16 protein-coding genes and 1 other annotated feature are annotated in these 16,982 nt (G+C 44.7%); all 16 genes read left to right on the top strand.

All coding sequences use genetic code 11. The annotated features are described in order from the left end of the window. Positions 1-82: 82 nt before the first annotated feature. The 16 genes from cysE (at position 83) to rpoC (ending at position 16,737) form a co-directional block, all read left to right on the top strand. Positions 83-757, top strand: a complete 675-nt coding sequence (gene cysE / locus NCCP2331_RS12345; protein ID WP_251671038.1) for a serine O-acetyltransferase — start codon at positions 83-85, stop codon at positions 755-757. Further along, positions 738-2,138: a cysteine--tRNA ligase gene (gene cysS / locus NCCP2331_RS12340; RefSeq protein ID WP_251671036.1), complete on the top strand. Its 1,401-nt coding sequence runs from the start codon at positions 738-740 to the stop codon at positions 2,136-2,138. The genes cysE and cysS overlap by 20 nt, the downstream gene beginning before the upstream one ends. Positions 2,139-2,142: 4 nt before the next feature. Further along, entirely contained in the window at positions 2,143-2,562 is a 420-nt protein-coding gene (locus NCCP2331_RS12335) for a Mini-ribonuclease 3 (protein WP_251671033.1), read from the top strand. Beyond that, a complete protein-coding gene (rlmB, locus tag NCCP2331_RS12330; RefSeq protein ID WP_251671031.1) occupies positions 2,559-3,314 on the top strand; it encodes a 23S rRNA (guanosine(2251)-2'-O)-methyltransferase RlmB in 756 nt (251 codons plus the stop codon). The genes NCCP2331_RS12335 and rlmB overlap by 4 nt, the downstream gene beginning before the upstream one ends. Next, positions 3,311-3,826, top strand: coding sequence for an NYN domain-containing protein (locus tag NCCP2331_RS12325; protein ID WP_251671029.1), 516 nt, complete (start codon positions 3,311-3,313; stop codon positions 3,824-3,826). The genes rlmB and NCCP2331_RS12325 overlap by 4 nt, the downstream gene beginning before the upstream one ends. A gap of 82 nt (positions 3,827-3,908) precedes the next feature. Then, positions 3,909-4,547, top strand: a complete 639-nt coding sequence (sigH, locus tag NCCP2331_RS12320; protein WP_153722549.1) for an RNA polymerase sporulation sigma factor SigH — start codon at positions 3,909-3,911, stop codon at positions 4,545-4,547. Between the two features lie 79 nt (positions 4,548-4,626). Continuing rightward, positions 4,627-4,773 (top strand): 50S ribosomal protein L33, encoded by a 147-nt coding sequence (gene rpmG / locus NCCP2331_RS12315; protein WP_153722550.1) that lies wholly within the window; start codon positions 4,627-4,629, stop codon positions 4,771-4,773. 56 nt (positions 4,774-4,829) lie between these two features. Then, on the top strand, positions 4,830-5,015 hold the full coding sequence (gene secE / locus NCCP2331_RS12310) for a preprotein translocase subunit SecE (protein ID WP_153722551.1): 186 nt from the start codon (positions 4,830-4,832) through the stop codon (positions 5,013-5,015). 108 nt (positions 5,016-5,123) lie between these two features. Beyond that, positions 5,124-5,660, top strand: coding sequence for a transcription termination/antitermination protein NusG (gene nusG, locus NCCP2331_RS12305; RefSeq protein WP_153722552.1), 537 nt, complete (start codon positions 5,124-5,126; stop codon positions 5,658-5,660). Positions 5,661-5,834: 174 nt separating this feature from the next. Next, a complete protein-coding gene (gene rplK / locus NCCP2331_RS12300; RefSeq protein WP_029053289.1) occupies positions 5,835-6,260 on the top strand; it encodes a 50S ribosomal protein L11 in 426 nt (141 codons plus the stop codon). Between the two features lie 119 nt (positions 6,261-6,379). Beyond that, positions 6,380-7,078: a 50S ribosomal protein L1 gene (rplA, locus tag NCCP2331_RS12295; protein ID WP_153722553.1), complete on the top strand. Its 699-nt coding sequence runs from the start codon at positions 6,380-6,382 to the stop codon at positions 7,076-7,078. A gap of 43 nt (positions 7,079-7,121) precedes the next feature. After that, positions 7,122-7,259: a sequence feature (ribosomal protein L10 leader region), on the top strand. A gap of 30 nt (positions 7,260-7,289) precedes the next feature. Further along, positions 7,290-7,790, top strand: coding sequence for a 50S ribosomal protein L10 (rplJ, locus tag NCCP2331_RS12290; RefSeq protein WP_153722554.1), 501 nt, complete (start codon positions 7,290-7,292; stop codon positions 7,788-7,790). A gap of 66 nt (positions 7,791-7,856) precedes the next feature. Then, entirely contained in the window at positions 7,857-8,219 is a 363-nt protein-coding gene (gene rplL, locus NCCP2331_RS12285; protein WP_153722555.1) for a 50S ribosomal protein L7/L12, read from the top strand. A 130-nt stretch (positions 8,220-8,349) separates the two neighbouring features. Then, positions 8,350-8,952 carry a class I SAM-dependent methyltransferase gene (locus tag NCCP2331_RS12280; protein ID WP_153722556.1) on the top strand — a complete coding sequence of 201 codons (603 nt, stop codon included), beginning with the start codon at positions 8,350-8,352 and terminating at the stop codon, positions 8,950-8,952. A gap of 221 nt (positions 8,953-9,173) precedes the next feature. Continuing rightward, entirely contained in the window at positions 9,174-12,719 is a 3,546-nt protein-coding gene (gene rpoB, locus NCCP2331_RS12275) for a DNA-directed RNA polymerase subunit beta (protein ID WP_194841146.1), read from the top strand. Positions 12,720-13,140: 421 nt separating this feature from the next. Then, positions 13,141-16,737, top strand: a complete 3,597-nt coding sequence (gene rpoC / locus NCCP2331_RS12270; protein ID WP_153722558.1) for a DNA-directed RNA polymerase subunit beta' — start codon at positions 13,141-13,143, stop codon at positions 16,735-16,737. The last annotated feature ends 245 nt before the right edge of the window (positions 16,738-16,982 follow it).

The raw sequence follows: 16,982 nt of genomic DNA, 5'->3' as shown, positions 1-16,982 counted from the left end.
CTTGCGAAGAAACAAAACGTATAAAGTATAAAACCGCTGACAGCCAGATATATTCAATAAAGAAGAAAAAGGGGGAAGTTCATTGTTCAAACGTATGAAAGAAGATATCCATTGCATTTTCGGGCAGGATCCAGCTGCCCGCAGCACATTTGAAGTAGTGCTGACATATTCGGGTTTGCATGCAATTTGGGCACATCGCATCGCGCATGCTCTCTATAAGAGAAATCTTCGTTTTCTGGCAAGAGTCGTATCTCAGGCAAGCAGGTTTTTTACAGGAATCGAAATTCATCCCGGCGCCGTGATTGGCAGACGTCTTTTTATTGACCACGGGATGGGTATAGTTATCGGCGAGACTTGTGAAATCGGCGATGACGTTACCCTGTATCAAGGAGTTACGCTGGGCGGAACCGGGAAAGAAGGCGGGAAGCGCCATCCGACTTTGGAGAATAATGTACTGGTGGCATCCGGTGCGAAAGTTCTTGGTTCGATCACGATTGGTGAAAACAGCAAGGTAGGTGCAGGTTCGGTTATTTTGAAAGAAGTTCCGCCGAATTCCACTGTAGTGGGAATACCGGGTAAAGTTGTCATTTCCAACGGTGTCAGAATGAAAGAGCGGTTAGACCACAGTCTGCCCGACCCGGTGGCAGATGAGTTTAAGCGGCTGGAGAAAAAAATAGAAGAATTGCAGCTGCGGACACAAGAGCTGGAATCAACTAATGGAAAAAAGGGAGATTTACATGAGCATACAACTTTATAATACGTTGACGCGCAAGAAAGAAAAGTTTGTTCCGATTGAAGAAGGAAAGGTCAAGATGTACGTCTGCGGCCCGACAGTGTACAACTATATTCACATCGGAAACGCTCGTCCGGTTATCGCATTTGACACAGTCCGCCGCTACTTAGAATACCGCGGATATGAAGTGAATTATGTTTCAAATTTCACAGATGTAGACGATAAAATCATCAATGCCGCAAAAGAGTTAAATGAAGAAGTAGGCGAATTAACAGAGCGGTTCATCGAAGCTTATTTTGAAGATGTAGGCGCACTTGGCTGCGAAAGAGCGACTGCGCACCCTCGCGTTACAGAGCATATGGATGAAATCGTAGAGTTTATTGGGATTCTGATCGATAAAGGCTTTGCTTACGAATCAAATGGGGATGTCTATTTCCATACGCGGGAGTTTGACGGCTATGGCAAGCTGTCCCATCAATCGATAGATGAGTTAAAGGTTGGAGCCAGAGTGGAAGAAAATGCTATTAAGACCGATCCTCTGGACTTTGCACTGTGGAAATCAGCGAAAGAAGGAGAAATATCCTGGAGCAGTCCATGGGGGGAAGGGCGTCCGGGCTGGCATATTGAATGTTCCGTCATGGCGAGAGAGTTGCTGGGAGATACAATCGATATCCATGCCGGCGGTCAGGATTTAACATTCCCTCATCACGAAAACGAAATCGCGCAGTCGGAAGCAGCTACAGGCAAGACGTTTGCGAACTATTGGATGCATAACGGATATATCAATATTGACAATGAAAAGATGTCAAAGTCACTTGGGAACTTCATTTTCGTTCACGATATCCGTAAACAAATTGATCCGAAAATACTTCGATTCTTTATGTTGTCTGTCCACTATCGGCACCCTGTCAACTTTGCGCAGGAATTAGTGGAAAGTGCTGCAAACGGACTGGAACGCATTGAGACGGCATATGCGAATCTCAAGCACCGCCTGACAATTTCAGCTGATTTAGCTGAGGGTCAGCAGTCCTGGCTGAACACTATTCAGGAACAAGTGACTGCATTTGAAACGGCTATGGATGACGACTTCAATACAGCGAATGCGATTGCGGCTGTATTTGAACTGACGAAACAGGCGAACGTATATTTATTGGAGAAAAATACGGACCGTCAAGTTTTGCAGAAATTCATTGAGACGTTTGATCAACTAATGGGCGTTCTCGGTTTGCCGTTTGCAGATGTGGAAGAACTGGTGGATGCAGAAGTAGACGCATTGATTCAGGAACGTTTAGAAGCCAGAAAAAATCGCGACTTCGCAAGATCAGATGAAATCCGAGATCAACTGAAGGCGAAGGGTATTGTGCTGGAAGATACAGCACAAGGAACTCGCTGGAAAAGAGGGTAATTTCATGGGCTCTTTGCGTGACATAGATGTAAAACAGCTTAACGCGCTTGCACTTGCTTATATGGGTGATGCGGTTTACGAACAGGCAGTGAGAGAACATTTACTGCAGTGCGGACGTGTAAAGCCGCAAGTTCTGCATAAGGAAGCAACGCGCTTCGTATCTGCGAAAGCGCAGGCGCAGATAATCATCACAATGAAAGAAAAAAACTTGCTGACAGAGGAAGAAAGTGCCGTCATGCGCCGCGGCCGCAATGCGAAGTCGGGCTCTGTCCCTAAAAACACGGATGTGACGACCTATAATTACAGTTCGGCGTTTGAGGCGGTTCTTGGCTATGTCTATTTATTAGGCAGGCAGGAACGGCTTGCCGAGCTAATAGGAAAAGCAATTCATTTTGTGGAACATCCTGAGGAGGAAATGGCATGACGGCGGAAGAAGTAGAACTGATTGGCGGCAGGAACCCTGTAGTAGAAGCATTGCGTTCTGGAAGACAATTGAATAAGATCTGGGTGGCGGAAGGTGTAAATAAGAAAAGCATCGGCGAGATTATGAAGCTCGCGAAAGAAGCGGGTGTAGTCATCCAGACGGCACCGAAACAAAAGCTGGACGGCATGACAGAGCTGACGCATCAGGGGATTGTCGCTTCTGTGGCGGCATATGACTATGCGGAGCTTGATGATTTGTTTGAAGTTGCGAAAAACAGACAGGAAGATCCTTTCTTTATCATTTTGGATGAACTCGAAGATCCGCATAACTTGGGGTCGATTTTACGTACTGCCGATGCGGCCGGCGCTCATGGGATCATTATTCCGAAACGGAGATCGGTGGGGCTGACAGGAATAGTGGCGAAAGCTTCAACGGGTGCCATCGAGCATGTCCCTGTCGTGCGTGTCAATAATTTATCGCAGACTGTCGATGATTTGAAAAAGCGAAATATATGGATTGCGGGAACAGATGCATCCAACTCGACGGATTATCGCCGTATGGACGCAACGTTGCCTTTAGCTGTAATTATTGGCAGTGAAGGAAAGGGCATGTCGCGAATCTTACGTGAAAAGTGTGATTTCCTGTATAGCTTGCCAATGACAGGCCACGTTACCTCGCTGAATGCTTCTGTGGCAGCGGCATTGCTAATGTATGAAGTTTTACGGAAGCGTCAAGATCAGACGACGTCATGAAAAAAGACGTGCTGCTCGTTGATGGCTACAATATTATCGGTGCGTGGCCTGAACTGCAGGAGCTGAAAAAAGAAGATTTTGCACAAGCGAGAGACCGTCTGATTGAAAGGATGGCTGAATATCAGGCACATAAAGGCTGGCGTGTCATTGTCGTTTTTGATGCACACTTGGTGCCCGGTATTGAGAAACGTAAAAAGCAATATCGAGTGGAAGTTTTTTTTACCAGGGAAAACGAAACTGCGGATGAACGGATAGAAAAACTTGTATCCGAACTCGCTGATCGACTAACGCAGATCCATGTGGCAACTTCAGATTTAGTGGAGCAATGGGTGGTATTTGCGCAAGGGGCCTTGCGGGTATCAGCCAGAGAGCTTGAAATAGAAATGAAGGAAGTCGATCGATTGATTGCGCAGAGAGTCAGAAAAATCCAAGAGGACAGGCCTTTTTCGAAAATCCCGCTGAGTGATGACGTGGCAGCGGCTTTTGAAAAAATGAGACGCGGCAGCCAATGAACGGTTGACGTAAAAAAATCCCGCGTCTATACTGTCGTTAATATACCAATAAGACTCTGGGGTGGAGAGGTTGGTGCGGAACATGGAAATTCGGAATAGAAAAAATGAACTTTCTGCAATATCGGATGAAGAAATGATTGAGCAGATTCACCAGGGAAATTCGGATGTGCTGGAATATTTGATTACGAAGTTTCAGCCGATTGTCCGTATGAAAGCTCGGACGTACTTTATTATTGGCGGGGACCGGGAAGATATTGTTCAAGAAGGAATGATCGGGCTGTATAAAGCGATTCGTGATTATCGTCCCGACCGGTTGAGTTCTTTCAAGGTGTTCGCTGAGCTTTGCATTACGCGGCAGATCATTACAGCTATCAAAACAGCTACCCGGCAAAAACATATTCCGCTGAATACTTCTATATCTTTGGACAAGCCTATGTACGATGAGGATCAGGAACGTACACTGCTAGATATCATATCAGGGTCGACGCTTGATGATCCTGTGGACCTGATGATTCATAAAGAAAACTTTTCTTTCATGGAAGAAGAGATGAATAAAGTACTGAGTGCCTTGGAAAAAGAAGTGCTGACACTTTATTTGGAAGGTCAGTCGTACCGTGAAATATCAGAAGTGCTGAATCGGCAAGTGAAGTCCATTGACAATGCGCTGCAGCGGATAAAGCGCAAGCTGGAGCATTCGATGGCAGTGGATTTAGTACGTTAATTCATCTGCAGTGAATTGACATGTTGTTGGTAAGGTGGTACTCTTTAGCAAGACTATTGTCTTGAATAGGTGAATCCAAATGGTGAAAAAAATAATCATATGCTGTGAGAATTGTGGTTCGCGAAACTATACGCTGCCGGCCAGTAATCAAAGTCGGGAAAGGCTTGCCGTCAAAAAGTTTTGCAGTCATTGCAACGCCCATACGTTGCATAAACAAACCATTTGACCAGTTACATAGAGTCCGGTAATGGACGCTGTGTCATTCGGAAGGGTTGGAGAAGAATGAGCAAGATCAGCGATTTTTTGAAAAAAGTTGTTTCGGAAATGCGGAAGGTCAGTTGGCCGAAGCGTAAGGAACTGACAAAGTATACGATAGTTGTTATTTCGACTGTCATTTTTATGGCTGTTTATTTTGGGCTGGTAGACATGGGTATTTCAGAGGTCATGAAATGGTATACTGGTTTATAATAAGGTAAGTATGAATAGCTAGAGAATATCCCGTTTTGATGAATAAACGGGTTTTTTCAGTTTTAATTATAAGGGAGGGACGGACGCGCAGTCCTACATGTGATGGAGATGGAGAAAAATTGGTATGTAGTTCATACATACTCAGGATATGAAAATAAAGTAAAAGCCAATCTTGAAAAACGTGTTGAAACAATGGGCATGCAAGATAAAATTTTCCGTGTCGTCATTCCGGAAGAAGAAGAGACTGACATAAAAGAAGGCAAGAAAAAAACAGTCATGCGTAAAACGTTCCCCGGTTATGTGCTGGTGGAATTAATCATGACTGATGACTCTTGGTATGTTGTACGCAATACACCTGGCGTCACAGGATTTATCGGTTCTTCAGGCGGTGGAGCAAAACCTACTCCATTACTGCCGGAAGAAGTAGAATTCATCCTGAAACAAATGGGAATGAAAGAGCAGCGCATTGATATCGACTTTGAAGTCGGCGAAAGTGTTACTGTTCTTGAAGGGCCATTTGCTCACTTTGAAGGTAAAGTGGAAGAGATCGAAATGGACAAAGGAAAAGTTACCGTTACCGTCGATATGTTTGGACGCGAAACAAGAATGGAACTTTCATTTGACCAAGTTGAAAAAATGGATTGATGTGCAGTTGATATATTTCCTCTTGCAAAATGTGTGTAATGGTGGTATCATTTCAAAGGTCAGACGTAAAGTCTGCACGGATTAACCAATTCTACCGACATTCGTCGGCAGGCACATATTTGAGTGGGAGGGGCAACCCAATTACCACATCACGGACTTAAGGAGGTGTGTCTCGTGGCTAAAAAAGTTACTAAAGTAGTGAAGTTGCAAATTCCAGCTGGTAAAGCAAATCCAGCACCACCAGTAGGGCCGGCATTAGGTCAAGCAGGTGTTAATATCATGGGATTCTGTAAAGAATTTAACGCTCGTACAGCTGATCAAGCAGGTTTGATTATTCCTGTTGAAATTTCTGTATTTGAGGACCGTTCATTTACATTCATCACAAAAACTCCACCCGCAGCAGTATTGCTGAAGGTTGCAGCAAACGTTCAGAAGGGTTCTGGTGAGCCGAATAAGAACAAAGTTGCTACAGTTAAGCGTGATAAAGTTAGAGAAATTGCTGAACAAAAGATGCCGGACTTAAACGCGGCGTCAGTAGAAGCGGCGATGGCAATGGTCGAAGGTACTGCTCGCAGTATGGGATTCAAAATCGAAGACTGATTTTGTATCTTCTTGATAAAGCAATGGTTTAAAGGTGAAGGCTGCGGTCGAGTGAGATTCGCAGCCTTCATTAAGTGGGAGGTTTAATCCGTTAAAACCACAGAAGGAGGAAAATTCACATGGCTAAAAGAGGTAAAAAGTTCACGGAAGCAGCGAAGCTTGTCGATCGTACAGCTACGTACTCTGTGAAAGAAGCAATTGAACTTGCTAAAAAAACAACTACAACAAACTTTGACGCAACAGTTGAAGTAGCTTTCCGTCTTGGTATTGATACTCGTAAAAATGATCAGCAAATCCGCGGAGCAGTAGTGCTTCCAAACGGAACTGGTAAAACTCAGCGTGTATTGGTATTCGCAAAAGGTGAAAAGTTAAAAGAAGCAGAAGCTGCAGGAGCAGACTATGTAGGCGATGCAGAATATATCGCTAAAATTCAACAAGGCTGGTTCGATTTTGATGTAATCGTAGCTACACCGGACATGATGGGTGAAGTTGGTAAAATCGGACGCGTATTGGGACCAAAAGGTCTTATGCCGAACCCGAAGACAGGCACAGTTACATTTGATGTAACAAAAGCTGTTGAAGAAATCAAGGCTGGTAAAGTTGAATACCGTGCGGACAAAGCTGGAATCATCCACGCGCCAATCGGAAAAGCATCTTTTGATAACGAGAAGCTTGAAGAAAACTTCACTACAATCTTTGATACGATTCAAAAAGCGAAACCTGCTTCATCAAAGGGAACTTTCATGAAATCAGTAAACGTTACGACAACTATGGGTCCTGCTGTAAAAGTTGATCCGTCCAGCGTAACTGTAAAATAATTCATTGACAGGCAACAAGTAATCTGCTAAGATTACGCTTGTTATGATATAACCATTTGTACCGAAGACAGCAGGGGTGGCTTGCCGCTTAATGTTCCTGCCGAGGACAAGACGCTCTTTTTTAAAGATGACGACTTTCAGCCCTCATGTCTTAGACATTGAGGGCTTTTTATATCGGTATAAGTGACCCTAATTTTCAGGAGGTGTCAACATGAGCAAAGTTTTAGAAGCTAAACAGGCGGTTGTAACAGAAATCGCTGATAAGTTGAAAGAAGCAGCTTCTGTAGTAGTTGTGGACTACCGTGGTCTTACGGTTTCACAAGTAACAGAATTGCGTAAACAACTACGTGATGCAGGCGTTGAATTTAAAGTTTACAAAAACTCAATGACTCGCCGTGCGGCAGAATCAGCAGGACTTGAAGGCTTGAATGAACACCTTACAGGCCCGAATGCTATTGCATTCTCTAATGAAGATGTAGTAGCGCCAGCGAAAATCCTTAATGATTTCGCGAAAAAGAACGAAAAGCTTGAAATCAAAGCAGGTGTGATCGAAGGAACAGTCGCATCAGAAGCAGATGTTAAAGCATTGGCTACTCTGCCTTCACGCGAAGGACTATTGTCTATGCTACTCAGCGTTCTTCAAGCACCAGTGCGCAACTTCGCGCTTGCTACAAAAGCAGTTGCAGAACAAAAAGAAGAACAAGGTGCATAATACCGCATCTTAATGACCGCCGGATCATATATACCGGCTAATACAACTTTCCAGGAGGAACTTAAAATGACTAAAGAACAAATCCTAGACGCAATTAAAGAAATGACAGTTCTTGAACTAAATGAACTTGTTACAGCAATCGAAGACGAATTCGGCGTAACAGCAGCAGCACCGGTTGCAGCAGCTGCAGCAGGCGGCGGAGACGCAGCTGAAGAGCAAACAGAATTTGACGTAATCCTTGCATCAGCGGGTGCTGAAAAGATTAAAGTAATCAAAGCTGTTCGTGAAATCACTGGATTAGGCTTGAAAGAAGCTAAAGCTCTAGTAGACGAAGCTCCTAAAGCTCTTAAAGAAGGCGTAGCTAAAGAAGAAGCTGAAGAAATGAAAGCTAAACTTGAAGAAGTTGGCGCATCTGTAGAAGTTAAGTAATTTCTGCTTATTGGAGAAAAGCCCGTCTATTTGACGGGCTTTTTTCTTCATCTAGAGTGATTTTCTAAAAGTTTATCAGCGATTCCCTGTGTGGCATGAATCATTTAACATCATTCAAGGAGGTGTGAATATGGGCGAACATTATTACTCAAAAAACCCTCAGGTCACCAGTGCGCCAAAAAGGTGGAAGGCGGAGATCCGCGATCGGTCTTTTACATTTTCGACAGATTCGGGTGTATTCAGTAAAAATGGTATTGACGAAGGTTCGCAATTATTGGCTGAAACGTTTAAAGAGCCGGGGATTAGGGGAGACTTCCTGGAAATTGGCTGTGGTTACGGGCCGGTTGCTCTTTCGATTGCTGCTTCTTTTCCTGAACGAATTGTTCATATGGTTGATGTCAATGAACGGGCCCTTGCTCTCTCGGGAACGAATGCGGAAATTAATGGAATACGTAATGTGAAGATCTATGAAAGCAGCGGTGTTGAACGGGTAGGTGCCGGTCAGTTTGCGGCTGTAGTGACGAATCCGCCAATCCGGGCGGGTAAACAAACCGTTTTTTCATTTTATCAAGGGGCTTTTGAGAAACTTGCCCAGGGCGGAGAGCTGTGGGTCGTGATCCAGAAGAAACAGGGTGCACCTTCTACTATTGAATACTTGAAAAAGCTGTTTGGAAATGTCGAAACGGCCGCTAAGAGAAAAGGGTATTTCATTCTGTTAGCAAAAAAAGGTTGACAGTGGGATATGTTTATAGTAGCATTATTAAATGCATAAATAATTATATTGCAGCTGTATGCCCTTTTGACTGAAACATCAGAAAAAAAGGCATACTGATGTTTGGATAAAAGATTGTGAAATCGAAAATGAGCTCTAGTCGGAACTCGTTTTCTTTTTGTTTTTTCGAAGTCACAGCTGAATTTCTGATTTTGCAAAAACTAATATTGTCTTAATGAGGGGTGAATGAGTTGACAGGTCATTTAGTTCAGTATGGTCAACATCGTCAGCGTAGGAGTTTCGCGCGAATCAACGAAGTGCTCGATCTGCCTAATTTGATTGAAATTCAAACGGCGTCGTATGAGTGGTTCTTGGAAGAAGGATTACGGGAAATGTTCCGTGATATTTCTCCTATCCAAGATTTCACTGGAAATCTTTCTTTGGAATTTATCGACTACCAGCTGGGTGAGCCGAAATATCCAGTGGACGAATCAAAAGAGCGCGATGTGACATACGCAGCACCACTTCGTGTAAAAGTACGTCTTCATAACAAAGAAACTGGCGATGTAAAAGAACAGGACGTTTTCATGGGGGATTTCCCTCTTATGACAGAAAACGGCACATTCATTATTAATGGAGCAGAGCGCGTTATCGTTTCGCAGCTCGTTCGTTCGCCAAGTGTCTATTACAATGATAAAACAGACAAGAATGGTAAGCGTGGTTTCGGGGCAACTGTAATACCGAATCGCGGTGCATGGCTTGAGTATGAAACAGATGCAAAAGACGTTGTACACGTACGGATTGATCGGACTCGTAAATTGCCAATCACTGTTTTACTTCGTGCACTGGGCTTTTCGACGGATCAAGAGATTATCGATTTAATCGGTGATAACGAGTATTTACGTAATTCGCTTGATAAAGATAATACCGAAACTACCGAAAAAGCAATGCTTGAAATTTATGAGCGTCTGCGACCGGGTGAACCGCCAACGCTGGATAGCGCGAGAAGTCTGTTGTATTCCCGCTTCTTTGACCCGAAACGCTATGATTTAGCGAATGTTGGGCGCTATAAAATGAATAAGAAACTTCATTTGCAAAATCGCTTATTCAACCAAACGGCTGCCGAGACACTGGTTGATCCGGAAACTGGAGAAATTCTAGTTGAAAAAGACCAATTGATCGACCGCCGTACACTTGACAGATTACTTCCATTCCTGACGGCTGGTATTAATTCGCAGTCAATCGAACATGCGGGATCTGTTTTAGAAGAGCCGATGACGATTCAGGTGCTGAAAATTTATGCGCCGAAGAGTGAAGAGAAACAAGTAATCAACGTTATTTCAAATGCTGAAGTAGACGAGTCTGTCAAACATATTACCCCTTCAGATATTGTTGCTTCCGTCAGTTATTTCTTTAACCTGCTGCACGGTGTAGGAAATACAGATGATATAGACCACCTTGGGAACCGTCGTTTACGTTCTGTCGGTGAATTGCTGCAAAATCAATTCCGCATCGGTCTTTCACGTATGGAGCGAGTAGTAAAAGAGCGCATGTCGATCAATGACACGCAATCTATCGTGCCTCAGCAATTGATCAATATACGGCCAGTAATTGCATCAATTAAAGAGTTCTTCGGCAGTTCTCAGCTTTCTCAGTTCATGGATCAAACAAATCCACTGGCTGAACTGACACACAAACGCCGTCTGTCCGCATTAGGACCGGGTGGATTAACTCGTGAGCGTGCAGGCATGGAAGTGCGGGACGTTCACTACTCTCACTATGGTCGTATGTGTCCGATTGAGACGCCGGAGGGTCCGAACATCGGGCTGATCAACTCGCTTTCTACATTTGCAAAGGTGAATCGTTTTGGCTTCATCGAAACACCTTATCGTAAAGTAGATCCTGAAACAGGTCACGTAACAGCGCAAATTGATTATCTGACAGCAGATATTGAAGATAACTACGTTGTAGCACAAGCAAACGCAGTGCTGGGTGACGATGGTTCATTTGTTAACGAAGAAGTAGTAGGGCGTTTCCAGGGTGACAACACGGTCTTCAGAAGAGATCAAATTGATTACATGGACGTTTCGCCTAAGCAAGTTGTCTCTGCGGCGACTGCTTGTATTCCATTCTTGGAAAACGATGACTCGAACCGTGCATTGATGGGTGCGAACATGCAACGACAAGCGGTACCTTTATTGAACCCTGAATCTCCACTGGTCGGGACAGGTATGGAGCATATCTCCGCACGTGACTCAGGTGCTGCCGTTGTGTCTAAACATCTTGGTATCGTCGAGCATGTGGAAGCGAGAGAAGTCCGTATCCGCCGTATTGAAGAAGTAGACGGCAAAGAAGTGAAGGGCGATCTGGTTATTTATCGACTGTCGAAATTCATTCGTTCCAACCAAGGAACTTGCTATAATCAGCGTCCGATTGTGAAAGTCGGCGACCGTGTGAAGCCGCTGGATATTTTAGCGGACGGCCCGTCAATGGAGCAAGGAGAACTTGCGCTTGGCCGTAATGTTCTGACGGCATTCATGACATGGGACGGTTATAACTACGAGGATGCGATCATTATGAGTGAGCGCCTCGTGAAAGATGATGTATTCACATCTGTCCATATTGAAGAATATGAGTCAGAAGCACGTGATACAAAGCTTGGACCTGAAGAAATCACACGTGATATTCCAAACGTCGGAGAAGATGCATTGCGCAATCTGGACGACAGAGGAATTATACGGGTGGGTGCAGAAGTGCGCGACGGCGATATCTTAGTTGGTAAAGTAACTCCTAAAGGGGTAACGGAATTGACTGCTGAAGAACGTCTCCTGCACGCAATCTTTGGAGAAAAGGCACGGGAAGTCCGGGATACGTCATTGAAAGTTCCTCACGGAGCAGGCGGAATCGTATTGGACGTGAAAGTGTTTAACCGTGAAGACGGCGATGAATTGTCTCCAGGCGTTAATCAGTTAGTACGTGTGTACATTGTACAGAAGCGTAAAATCTCTGTTGGAGATAAAATGGCTGGACGCCACGGAAACAAAGGGGTAATTTCCAGAATCTTACCTGAATCTGAAATGCCTTATCTGCCGGACGGCACACCGATCGATGTCATGTTGAATCCGCTTGGGGTTCCATCACGAATGAACATCGGACAGGTTCTGGAAATGCACTTGGGTATGGCAGCACGCAGTCTTGGCATTCATACCGCTTCCCCTGTCTTTGACGGAGCGAATGAAGAAGACGTTTGGTCCACCATGGAAGAAGCAGGCATGAATCGAGACGGTAAAACCGTATTGTATGACGGCCGTTCGGGTGAACCATTTGATAACCGAGTATCAGTCGGTGTCATGTACTTGATCAAACTTGCACACATGGTAGACGATAAGCTTCACGCACGTTCTACCGGACCATACTCACTCGTTACACAGCAGCCACTGGGCGGTAAAGCGCAGTTCGGCGGACAGCGTTTCGGAGAGATGGAAGTATGGGCACTTGAGGCATACGGTGCTGCTTATACATTGCAGGAAATCTTAACAGTCAAATCCGATGACGTCGTGGGCCGTGTGAAAACATACGAAGCGATTGTCAAAGGCGACAGCGTACCGCAGCCGGGCGTACCTGAATCATTCAAAGTACTAATCAAAGAACTTCAAAGTTTGGGATTAGACGTCAAAATGCTTACAGAAGACCTGGAAGAAATCGAACTGCGCGACCTGGACGACGAAGAAGATCTGCAGCCAACTGACGCATTAAACCTAATGAAAGAAGATCAGCCGATAAGCTAAAGCGGAAACGGCTGTCCAGAGGCGGCAGGCATAAGGCGAAGCTGCGAAGTGGCGTTCTTTGCCACACAGCAGCTTTGCCTTATGACCCGAGCCTCTAGCCGTTGGAGCTGGATGTAACCTAAAGCGGAAAGCGCCGTTCAGCCTCGACAGGCGTTGGAGGACTTAAAATAAAGGCGCATTTTGCCTTTATCTTTAAGACCGAAACGACCCGAGAGGCTGGCGCTTGGAGCTAGAGGAACCTAAAGCGGAAAGCGCTGATCTGAATAACATAAATAAGAATTCTACAACCGAATAGAAGAGGGCTTCGAGCACCCTCTTCTATTCTATTCAGTTTACGAATCACTTCTGACTGAATGCACTAATACAAGTAAAGTTGCCTGACGAGCCGTTGTGGCGATTAGACAAAAGGGAGGTAGGCTCCTTGATTGATGTTAATAATTTTGAGTATATGAAAATTGGCCTGGCTTCACCAGACAAGATCCGTTCTTGGTCATACGGAGAAGTAAAAAAACCTGAAACTATCAACTACCGCACGTTAAAACCGGAAAAGGACGGATTGTTCTGTGAAAGAATATTCGGACCTACAAAAGACTGGGAATGTCACTGCGGAAAGTACAAACGGGTACGTTACAAAGGCGTCGTTTGTGATCGGTGCGGCGTAGAAGTCACACGTCAGAAAGTGCGCCGGGAACGTATGGGGCATATTGAATTGGCGGCACCTGTTACACATATTTGGTATTTCAAAGGAATCCCTAGCCGAATGGGCTTGATTTTAGACATGACGCCGCGTGCATTGGAAGAAATTATTTACTTTGCTTCATACGTAGTAGTCGAACCGGCTGATACACCGCTTGAGCGTAAACAATTGCTGTCAGAAAAAGAATATCGTCTTTATCGTGAAAAGTACGGTTCTAAATTCCAGGCGGCTATGGGTGCAGAAGCGATTGAACAGCTATTGCGGGCGATCGATCTGGACAAAGAGACAGATTCATTGAAAGAAGAACTGAAGACTGTCCAGGGCCAGCGTCGTACACGGGCAATCAGACGTCTGGAAGTAGTTGAATCATTCCGTAACTCCGGTAATCGTCCGGAATGGATGGTATTAGAAGTACTTCCTGTTATTCCTCCTGAATTGCGTCCCATGGTACAGCTGGACGGCGGACGTTTTGCGACTTCTGACTTAAATGACTTGTACCGCCGGGTAATTAACCGGAATAACCGTTTGAAGCGCCTTTTGGATTTAGGAGCACCCGGAATCATTGTTCAGAACGAGAAACGCATGCTACAGGAAGCTGTAGATGCATTAGTAGATAACGGACGACGCGGAAGACCGGTAACCGGTCCAGGTAACCGCCCGTTGAAATCTCTTTCTCATATGCTGAAAGGTAAACAGGGCCGTTTCCGTCAAAACTTGCTTGGAAAACGTGTTGACTACTCTGGTCGTTCCGTTATCGTTGTAGGACCAAATCTTAAAATGTACCAGTGCGGGCTGCCGAAGGAAATGGCGATTGAGCTGTTTAAGCCGTTCGTTATGAAAGAATTGGTAGAACGTAATTTGGCTCACAATATCAAGAGTGCAAAACGAAAAATTGAGCGTCTTCATTCCGAAGTATGGGATGTTCTTGAAGATGTTATCAAAGAACACCCGGTATTACTTAACCGAGCACCGACGCTTCACCGTTTGGGAATCCAGGCGTTTGAACCGATGCTGGTAGAAGGACGCGCCATCACATTGCACCCGCTTGTTTGTACCGCATATAACGCAGACTTTGACGGTGACCAAATGGCTGTTCACGTACCGCTATCTGCAGAAGCACAAGCGGAAGCGCGTCTATTGATGCTTGCCGCACAAAACATCTTGAATCCGAAAGATGGAAAACCAGTTGTAACACCTTCACAGGATATGGTTCTGGGTAACTATTACTTAACTGTTGAACGGAAAAACGCTGCGGGTGAAGGAGCTGTGTTCAGTGATCCGAATGAAGCATTGATTGCTTATCAGACAGGTCATGTTCACTTACACTCCCGTATTGCGATACAGGCTGGAAGCATAAATAATCCGACGTTTACAGAAGAACAGAACAAAAAACTTCTTCTGACAACGGTAGGTAAGATTATTTTCAACGAAATTCTGCCTGAGTCATTCCCGTATATTAACGAACCTACAATGGATAACTTGCAAGTGGAAACCCCTGCCAAGTATTTCGTGGACGGTACAGTAAATATAAAGGAACACTTGAAGGATGCTGAACTCATTACACCGTTCAAGAAAGGTATTTTGGGGAACATCATCGCAGAAATTTTTAAACGATTCCATATTACAGAAACATCACGCATGCTGGACCGGATGAAGAATCTTGGTTTTAAATATTCTACTCGTGCAGGAATAACGATCGGTATTTCCGATATTGTCGTACTTCCGAATAAAGCAGATATTTTACATGAAGCACAAGACAAAGTAGATAAAGTTACACAGCAGTTCCGCCGCGGTTTAATTACTGAAGAAGAACGCTATGACCGTGTTATTTCTTACTGGAGTCATGCCAAAGATGTCATTCAAAATAAATTGATGGATTCATTGGATAGTGAAAACCCGATTTACATGATGAGTGACTCCGGAGCGCGTGGTAACGCATCTAACTTTACACAGCTCGCAGGTATGCGGGGACTAATGGCCAACCCGGCCGGACGTATTATCGAACTTCCGATCAAGTCATCCTTCCGTGAAGGACTGACTGTACTCGAGTACTTCATTTCCACTCACGGTGCGCGTAAAGGTCTTGCTGATACAGCACTGAAGACAGCTGACTCAGGTTACTTGACTCGCCGTCTTGTAGACGTTGCACAAGATGTCATCGTTCGCGAAGACGATTGCGGAACAGATCGCGGTCTTGAGATTGCTGCTCTTACTGAAGGAAATGAAATGATTGAAACATTGCAGGAACGTATTGAAGGACGCCATACGAAGAAGACAATCACTCATCCGGAAACAGGGGAAGTGATTCTCGAAAGAGATGGTCTGATCACGGCGGATATCGGCAATATCATTATTGGTGCCGGGATTGAACAAGTAACAATCCGCTCTGCGTTTACTTGTAATACAAAGCACGGCGTCTGTAAGAAATGTTACGGCATCAACTTGGCTACAGGAGAAGCGGTAGAAGTAGGAGAAGCAGTAGGTATTATTGCGGCTCAATCTATCGGAGAACCGGGTACACAGCTGACGATGCGTACATTCCACACAGGCGGTGTTGCCGGAGACGATATTACACAGGGTCTTCCGCGGATTCAGGAGATTTTCGAATCTCGTAATCCGAAAGGGCAAGCGGTTATTTCAGAAATTGCCGGTACCGTAATCGAAATTGATGAGATCCGTGAAGGTCAGAAAGAAATTACAATTGAAGGAGAAGTAGAAACGCGTAAATACTTGGCACCGTACAATGGCCGCTTGAAAGTTGAAGAAGGCGATAAAATTGAACGCGGTCAAAGCATTACAGAAGGTTCTATTGATCCGAAAGAATTGATTATAGTCAAAGATGTAGCGACTGTACAAGAATATCTGTTGAAGGAAGTACAGAAAGTTTACCGGATGCAGGGTGTTGAAATCGGCGATAAGCACGTGGAAGTAATGGTTCGCCAAATGCTCCGCAAAGTTCGTGTAATCGAGGCGGGAGATACGGATCTCCTTCCTGGTTCTTTATTGGATATTCATCAGTTCGCTGAAGCGAATGGCAAAGTATTAAAAGCAGGCAAAGCGCCGGCTACGTCACGCCCGGTTATTCTTGGTATTACCAAAGCGTCGCTTGAAACGGAATCCTTCTTGTCAGCTGCATCATTCCAGGAGACGACACGAGTTCTTACCGACGCAGCAATCAAAGGAAAAACTGATGAATTGCTCGGCCTGAAAGAAAACGTCATTATCGGTAAACTTGTGCCTGCGGGTACTGGTATGCAAAGATACCGTCAAATCAAAATGCAGCATGAAGAGTTCGAAGAAGATACAATTACAGTGGAATAAGAATAAACGGGACATCGTTCCCGTTTATCTGTTTTCATCGGGTGTTCAAGCACCCGTTGAATACAGATAAAGCCTTTATCGGAGATCAGAAGTTTGCAAAAGAGAGCTTCAGACATCCTGAAGGGAATCTGCAAGCAATGAAACTGGCCTCAAATGATTTTATCTAAACTTGTTGACAAGTCTTCCTGCAGATGATAATATACAAAAGGTTGATAGTTGTCGCCCGGAACTTTTATAAGTCACGA

The sequence above is a fragment of the Sporosarcina sp. NCCP-2331 genome, from assembly GCF_023707945.1.
Lineage (GTDB): Bacteria > Bacillota > Bacilli > Bacillales_A > Planococcaceae > Sporosarcina > Sporosarcina cascadiensis.
This window is presented reverse-complemented; position numbering and strand designations above follow the sequence as displayed.